Origin of the sequence: Pectobacterium hainanensis (genome assembly GCF_046237015.1) — a bacterium.
Taxonomy (GTDB): Bacteria; Pseudomonadota; Gammaproteobacteria; order Enterobacterales; family Enterobacteriaceae; genus JBJYIN01.
The window spans coordinates 150,984-159,023 of sequence record NZ_JBJYIN010000010.1 but is presented as its reverse complement, the minus strand read 5'-3'; the positions used below and the strand labels follow the sequence as shown (position 1 = coordinate 159,023).

The 8,040-nt window shown below is 48.3% G+C and carries 7 protein-coding genes and 1 riboswitch; of the genes, 2 read left to right on the top strand and 5 right to left on the bottom strand.

Annotated elements, in window-relative coordinates; all coding sequences use genetic code 11:
- Positions 1–83 precede the first annotated feature (83 nt).
- Positions 84–941, bottom strand: coding sequence for a glutamate racemase (gene murI, locus ACKPVM_RS12360; RefSeq protein ID WP_409309345.1), 858 nt, complete (start codon positions 939–941; stop codon positions 84–86).
- On the bottom strand, positions 886–2,760 hold the full coding sequence (btuB, locus tag ACKPVM_RS12355) for a TonB-dependent vitamin B12 receptor BtuB (RefSeq protein ID WP_409309344.1): 1,875 nt from the start codon (positions 2,758–2,760) through the stop codon (positions 886–888). Before btuB ends, murI begins: the two co-directional genes overlap by 56 nt.
- Before the next feature lie 67 nt (positions 2,761–2,827).
- Positions 2,828–3,049, bottom strand: a riboswitch (cobalamin riboswitch).
- A gap of 134 nt (positions 3,050–3,183) precedes the next feature.
- Here btuB and trmA point away from each other — a divergent pair.
- On the top strand, positions 3,184–4,287 hold the full coding sequence (gene trmA, locus ACKPVM_RS12350; RefSeq protein WP_409309343.1) for a tRNA (uridine(54)-C5)-methyltransferase TrmA: 1,104 nt from the start codon (positions 3,184–3,186) through the stop codon (positions 4,285–4,287).
- 42 nt (positions 4,288–4,329) lie between these two features.
- Here trmA and ACKPVM_RS12345 read toward each other — a convergent pair whose 3' ends face one another.
- The gene (locus tag ACKPVM_RS12345; RefSeq protein ID WP_409309342.1) at positions 4,330–4,704 is read right to left on the bottom strand and encodes a YijD family membrane protein; all 375 of its coding nucleotides are present in this window, start codon (positions 4,702–4,704) and stop codon (positions 4,330–4,332) included.
- A gap of 144 nt (positions 4,705–4,848) precedes the next feature.
- Positions 4,849–5,484 (bottom strand): HTH-type transcriptional repressor FabR, encoded by a 636-nt coding sequence (fabR, locus tag ACKPVM_RS12340; RefSeq protein ID WP_409309341.1) that lies wholly within the window; start codon positions 5,482–5,484, stop codon positions 4,849–4,851.
- A gap of 194 nt (positions 5,485–5,678) precedes the next feature.
- Between fabR and sthA the strand changes: the two genes are divergently transcribed.
- Positions 5,679–7,085 (top strand): Si-specific NAD(P)(+) transhydrogenase, encoded by a 1,407-nt coding sequence (gene sthA, locus ACKPVM_RS12335; protein WP_409309340.1) that lies wholly within the window; start codon positions 5,679–5,681, stop codon positions 7,083–7,085.
- Here sthA and oxyR read toward each other — a convergent pair.
- Positions 7,068–7,985, bottom strand: a complete 918-nt coding sequence (oxyR, locus tag ACKPVM_RS12330) for a DNA-binding transcriptional regulator OxyR (protein ID WP_409309339.1) — start codon at positions 7,983–7,985, stop codon at positions 7,068–7,070. The two genes, sthA and oxyR, sit on opposite strands and share 18 nt — an antisense overlap.
- Positions 7,986–8,040: the final 55 nt, after the last annotated feature.

Here is an 8,040-nt window from a genome sequence, read left to right as displayed (position 1 = left end):
GCGCATTATAGGGACTTCTCGCCGCCTGACAAGCGCTAAATGCAAAAAAATTATCATTCGCCTACAATTTGCCCACCAGCACACTAAAGTGATAGTTTTTCCAACGAAAAGAAACCATAACGCTGCAATACTGGCCACAAAGTAGCAACCTTTGGTGTAATCGCTAGACAGTAGACCAGATTTTTTTCCGTTGAGCATGGTGGGTTATCAAGATTGGCGACCAACCATACTGTCCTTCTTGCTATCGCCGCACCGGAATCCACCAATCGAGTACCATTAGGTAGCGCTAATTGCAGTTCCTCCGATAACAACGGGAAATGCGTACACCCCAGCACAACAGTATCCGGTGGCTCAGGCAAACGCAGCCAGGGACGCAAAATCTTTTGCAGTTCAGACGTCGAGATCGTCTCTCCCTGCAACTTTGCCTCTGCCAATTCGACCAGTTCTGACGAACCCAGCGATAAAATCTGGCAATCAGTCGCAAAACGAGCAATCAGTTCGTGTGTATAAGGCCGCTGCACCGTAGCCCGAGTGGCTAATAAACCCACGACACCATTACGCGTCAACTTTGCAGCCGGTTTAACCGCAGGCACAACCCCTACTACTGGGAAAGTAAAACGTTCGCGCAAAGCAGGAAGAGAAATCGTACTTGCCGTGTTACAGGCAATCACAACCAGCGCCAATGGGTGGCGTTGCTGAATAGCAGTAACTATGTTGACAACACGCTCAATAATAAACTGCTGCGGTTTCTCACCATAGGGAAACGCTTCATTATCGAATGCGTAAATATAGTGAAGATCCGGCAAGAGTTGCCGGATCTCATCATAAACAGACAGCCCGCCTACGCCGGAATCGAACACCAGTACCGTAGGACGGGATGGCAGGTTAGAAGGTATAGCTTCCGGTGAGATAGTATTCTCGCCCTGCCGTGCGGTAGCCATATGCCGTCTCATAATCTTTATCAAACAGGTTGGCAATTCTACCACGAACGGTTAGGTGAGAGGTGATCGGATATGAAGCTGCGAAATCAACGGTACTGTAGCTTGGCAAACGTCGAGTATTCTGAACCGAATCAAAACGTTTTCCTACATATTGATAACTAAGATCAAAATCCACGTCATACAATGACCAATCAAGTTGATACTTAGCCTGCTGCTTCGCTCGACGCCCCAATACGTTGTCATCATCATCACGACGCGCATCAAGATAATTCAGCGTAATTTGATGTTTTACAATGCCAGTATCAAACGATCCTGTCCATTCAACGCCTTTCATCGTTGCCGCTTTGACGTTGTAATAGGTTCCAGTATTCGTCGCAGAGGAATACTCATACTCAATGAGGTTATCAACTTTGTTGATATAAGCGAACAGGCGCCAGTCCAATGGACCCGTCAACCCTTCAATCCCGGCTTCCCACTGTTTTGATTCTTCAGGGTTCAGGTCTTTATTCGAGTCAATATCAAAACGTTTCTGCCCGTATAACTGACCCAGCGTTGGAGCCTGGAACCCCGTGCCGTAAGAAAGCGTGAAACGATAATCAGGAACAAATTCCCATCCCGCAGCCAACTGCCATGTTCCATAACGGCCAAACTGTTCATTATCATCTCCGCGCGCAGACCCTTCCAAAGTGACCGAACCGTACTGCTGCTGCGCGGTAATATAAGCGCCAGTATTGTCTTGTTTATAGCTGTTCGCCTCTCGGAGGCCGCTACTAAAACTTACCCCTTTGGAAGTTAGCCTCTGCTGCTTCCAATCAATACCGCCACTCACTGTTCCATGCGCAATTGCAAAGGTATTCCCCCATTGCAGATTACGCTGTTCCATATCATCCAGCGAATGATTCTTGCCGTAGCGCCCTTGGGTACTGGCGTAATTCAGCGAACTGTATGTCTGATAAGTAGCAATCAGTTGAGAAGCATAATTCCCCTGATTGAAACGCAAGCCTGAGCTATAGGTGTGGTTATAGGTTTGTTGCTCATCCCCTTCTCCGGGAGATCTCGCGTCATAATCATTATTTGCCCCATAGCCATAGCCGCGCACAAACCCTGAAAAACGCTCATTAAACTTATGTTCAACGCCCGCCCAGAATGATTTATTTCGCCAACCGTCTCTATCTCTATCAACGCTATAGGAAGAATCAGGATAAACATTAAAGCCTCTTGTGTCCTGATATGCGCCAGCCAAAGTCAGTTGCGTATTATCCGCAATCATACGGCGAAAATTGCCACCATATTCCTGATAATGGTTGGACCCTATGCCAGCATGGAGGTTTGCGCTGTCACCTTCAGCCTGAGTAATGATATTAATCACGCCACCAATCGCGTCAGCGCCGTACACCGCAGAGCGAGGGCCACGAATAAACTCAATACGCTGAACAAGAGAAATTGGAATCTGGTTGAAATCAGCAACACCTGAAATCCCAGGTTTAGCAACAGGCACTCCATCAATCAGCACCAGAGTATGACGCGCTTCTGAACCACGAATAAACATTGAGGCACTTTGCCCCAACCCGCCATTCTGAGCGATATCAACACCGGGTAATCGGCGCATCACTTCCAATACATTTTTAGCCTGCCAACGATCAATATCATCACGAGTGACAATATCGATTGGAGCCAACACAGAGGAAACGGGTTGAGAAAAACGGTTTGCTGTTACGACAATATCGTCAGAAGAATCTTGCGATGAATGGCTATCCTGCGCCCAGCCGGAAAATGCCGTGACAGAGAGCGCTGTCAACAGCGTTGTTTTTTTAAACATAAATCAAGCATCCACACCATATTAAGGATGCCGCATTACCACGATCGATAGCACGCGATGGTCATGGTCATTGCGACGTATACCGGCAGGTCTTCGGGCTTGGGTGCCATTGTTACTCTATTTCGAAAACGAAAGTATGGTTAACAATAGGAGCGATGACTTCCCATCTTTAAAAGACAGTGTCTGCAATCATGCTATCGCTCGACGTTCCCTTACCGCTGCGCGTCAGCCCCAGATTTACACTGGATTCCCTTTTAACTCATGATAAAAGGCCGGACGCACATGCTACGATGCCAGCATGCAGATGTCTAGACTGCTATTTCACAACAGCATAACCGTATAACAGAACTGGACTTCCCAGCGATATTCCCTACAATTCCCCGCCAGTAAACCTCATTTAGACGCCGTTCAGACGAGAAAACCATGACGCCAGAAACCCTGCCTATTGATCAATATGACGACCAGCTTGCACAAAAAACTGAACGTCTTCGCAGGATGATGGCACCCTTTGATGCGCCGGAACCATTCGTTTTCCGTTCCCCCGTCAGCCACTACCGGATGCGAGCAGAATTTCGTATTTGGCATGACGGCGATGAGCTTTACCACATCATGTTTAACCCGCAAACGAAACAACGCATTCGGGTTGATCAATTTCCCGTAGCCAGCGAACTGATTAATCGTCTGATGCCGGTGTTGATTCGCGAGTTACAGCCCAACCCGACGCTACGCCGCAAATTATTTCAGATTGATTATTTATCCACGTTGAGCGGTGAAATCGTCGTTTCTCTACTGTATCACCGCGCACTGGATGAGGAATGGCAGGAACATGCCCGCGTACTACGCGACAACCTGACTCATCAAGGATTTCGTCTACAGTTAATTGGTCGCGCGACAAAAACCAAAATCTGCCTTGACCACGATTATGTCGATGAATGTCTGCCAGTTGCAGGCCGGGATATGATTTACCGGCAAGTGGAAAATAGCTTTACCCAGCCGAATGCGGCAATCAATATTCAGATGCTGGAGTGGGCGTTAGATGCTACGGCAGGATCAAAAGGTGATTTGCTGGAACTGTATTGCGGCAATGGCAATTTTTCACTCGCGCTGGCAAGAAACTTCGAGCGGGTGCTGGCTACTGAGATCGCCAAACCTTCCGTCGCCGCAGCACAATATAACATTTCAGCAAACCTGATTGATAACGTACAGATTATCCGAATGTCAGCAGAAGAGTTTACTCAAGCCATGCAAGGGTTCAGGGCGTTTAATCGCTTAGAAGGGATCGATCTAACCGATTATCAGTGCGAAACCATTTTTGTCGATCCACCACGTAGCGGTCTGGATTCAGAAACGCTCAAACTTGTGCAGGCTTATCCGCGCATACTCTATATTTCCTGCAACCCGGAAACGCTGTGCCACAACCTGGAAACGTTGAATGATACACATCGGATTCAACGTCTGGCGCTCTTTGACCAATTCCCCTATACCCACCACATGGAATGTGGCGTAGTACTGGAAAAACGCACGTAATCCGCACTACTGACTGGCGGCATCGCCGCCAGAAACGAGTACCTACGGTGTGTCTATCTCTGTTGCAGGCTTTCTGGCCCGCAATTTAAGTCCAATCCAGAAAATCAACGCAACACACAGCAGAGACGGAATAAAATTTGAGCCAATAGCCGGGTATTCAACGCGAACAATCGCGCTGTAGATCAACAATCCCAATAGGAAACAGGCGGCGACCAGTATTGGCATCCCTTCTTGCATGCTCTGATTCATGTAACGCTGATGCAGGCAGTAAATAGAGAGCGCCAGCGCAATCAAGGGAAAAATCGAGAAGGGGACGATTGAACTAAATAACGCTGCAAACGCACCGTTCACCGATAACCCAGCGATAAGCGCCAGCAACAGCGTCCCTTTTTCTTGCAGAGGTGGTTGTTTTGTCATGGGATCTCCCTTTTCATGTTGACACCCGCCATATTCCAAGTTGCCCTGTATATTAGCGACGTTTACGACTTGCCCTATCCAAGGGGCTAGCATTATGGGATGCCGCAGCAACTCAAATTATGTCAGGAATATTCGGTATAAAAATCACGAAGTACTTGTACTGGTGCCAGAGTCTTGTTCCTTTCTATACCAGTAGTAAGCGCCTTTAGAGATAATGCGCAGTTGTAACACCAAACGTTCTTCCAGTTGCCTACGCTGTGCCAAATCGACATCCAATGCTTCCGCCCCGGCACTAAAAACAATGGTCACCATCGCTTCTGATTGCGCCTCCGCAAAACTGCGGGGTATATGATTTTCAACTTCCAGATAATCAGCCAATTCTGCGATAAAGTGCTGTATCTCACGCGCGACCGCAGCACGAAATGCAGCAGACGTTCCAGAGCGTTCGCGTAATAACAATCTGAAAGCGTTAGGATTATCGCCAATAAATTCCATGAAAGTAGACACTGACGTTCTGATCACACTGCCGCTTTTCGCAATACGTTGCCGGGCCTGACGCATTAGCTGACGCAGCATCAACCCGCTTTCATCCACCATCGTCAGCCCCAATTCGTCCACATCGCGAAAATGGCGATAAAAAGAGGTTGGCGCGATACCGGCTTCACGAGCGACCTCACGCAAACTCAGGCTGGCAAAACTACGTTCAGCACTTAATTGACTAAACGCCGCCTCAATCAGCGAACGACGCGTCCGTTCTTTTTGTTGTGCTCTGACACCCATTATCCTGCCCAAATCCTTCGCTCTCCTTTCCAGAAAAGCACTATAGCAAACTTTAATCCCAGCATACTGAGACAAAGTTTGCCATATTAAAAATGCGCCTATCATTTCTCCTTAATAACAGCAGGGATGATTGGGTTCTACCGTGAGCGATGTTACAATCAAGTTACTATTTTGTATAAAAACAGGTTTAGACAATGGCCTTACAAAAGCAATTCGACTACGATGCGATAGTGATTGGTTCAGGTCCCGGCGGCGAAGGGGCAGCCATGGGCTTATCCAAACAAGGGGCTAAAATTGCGGTAATTGAACGACATTACAATGTCGGCGGCGGCTGTACCCATTGGGGAACCATTCCTTCCAAAGCCTTGCGCCATGCCGTCAGCCGTATCATCGAATTCAACCAGAACCCACTCTATAGTGATAACTCCCGCATTATCAGTTCTTCATTTTCCGATATCCTGCGTCATGCCGACAGCGTGATTGGTCAGCAAACCCGCATGCGTCAGGGGTTCTATGAGCGAAATCAGTGCGAACTATTCTCCGGCGAGGCGCAATTTATTGACGCACATACGCTTGCCGTACATTATCCGGATGGCACACACGATACCCTGACCGCCGCCAATATCATCATTGCGACCGGTTCGCGGCCTTATCGCCCACCGGAAGTCGATTTCACGCATCCCCGTATTTATGACAGCGATTCGATCCTACAACTTAATCATGAGCCGCAACACGTCATCATCTATGGCGCTGGCGTGATCGGTTGCGAATATGCATCGATCTTCCGTGGATTGAGCGTTAAGGTCGACCTGATCAACACTCGCGATCGTTTACTGGCGTTTCTCGATCAGGAAATGTCAGACTCACTGTCCTATCATTTTTGGAACAATGGCGTGGTGATCCGCCATAACGAAGAATTTGAACGTATTGAAGGGTTGTCCGATGGCGTTATCGTCCATCTAAAATCGGGCAAAAAAATGAAAGCCGACTGTTTGCTCTATGCCAATGGCCGAACGGGTAATACTGAAACACTGGGACTGGATAACATTGGTCTGAATACTGATAGCCGTGGGCAAATCAAGGTCAACAGTATGTACCAAACCGGTCTGGCGCACATTTATGCCGTGGGTGACGTTATTGGCTACCCCAGTCTGGCTTCAGCAGCCTATGATCAAGGGCGTCTTGCCGCACAGGCCATCACGAAAGGCGATGCGACCGCTCACCTCATCGAAGACATTCCTACCGGCATTTACACCATTCCAGAAATCAGCTCCGTGGGTAAAACCGAACAAGAACTCACCGCCATGAAGGTGCCTTATGAGGTAGGGAGAGCGCAATTCAAACATCTGGCACGGGCACAGATCGTCGGGATGAACGTAGGTAGCCTGAAAATTCTCTTCCATCGAGAAACCAAACAGATTTTGGGTATTCACTGCTTTGGCGAACGTGCTGCGGAGATCATTCATATCGGACAGGCCATCATGGAGCAAAAAGGCGAAGGTAATACCATCGAGTATTTCGTCAATACCACCTTCAATTACCCAACGATGGCGGAAGCCTATCGGGTTGCGGCATTAAATGGGTTAAACCGTCTGTTTTGACAAGTTTTCCATATAAGCCTGCATATGCTCGCGGACGGTATCAGCAAGTTGTTCATAACGTCCGCGCAGCGGTGAACCAGGGCGATAAACCAGAGCGACAGTCCGCTTTGGCTCCGGTTTATAACAGGTCAAATAACAGACGCCATCGCGTTCTCGCTCATGCGGTACCGATAACGAGGGCAACAGCGTGATGCCACTTCCTGCGGCCACCATGTTACGCAGCGTTTCCAGACTGGTCGCACGGAAATGGGTATCTTCATCGGCACCAGCCTGAAAACAGAATCCCATCGCCTGATCGCGCAGGCAGTGTCCATCTTCCAGCATCAGTAACTTTTCGCCAGCCAGATCGGACATGGCAACCCGTTCGCGGTTTGCCCACGGATGATCCTGATAAATAGCCAGTTTCATTGGCTCATCAAAGAGAGGCACTTCAATAAAAGCCTCGGACTCTTTCACCATAGCTAGTATTGCGCAATCCAATTTCCCACTATCCAACTGAGCCAACAGCTGATGCGTTTGTGCTTCATGTAGGTACATCTCAAGCTTGGGAAACGTACGATGCAACATAGGAATAATTTGCGGTAGCAGATAAGGGCCAACTGTCGGGATCAAACCGATATGCAACGGGCCAGACATGGTTTCTCCCTGCTGACTCGCCATTTCTTTCAACACTTTGACTTCACGCAGTACCGTTCGTGCCTGTTCTACCAGTAACAACCCAGCTTGAGTAAACAAGACTTTTCGACTGGTTCGTTCTAACAACATCACACCAAGTTCATCTTCCAACTTCCGAATTTGCCCACTGAGCGTTGGCTGACTAACGTGGCAAGAGTCTGCTGCGCGCCGAAAATGACGGTGCTCGGCCAACGCCACAAGATACTCTAAATCCCGAATATTCATTTATTATTCTCCTTATCATGATAGCAAATGGCGATAGATAGAATAGCAATGAACG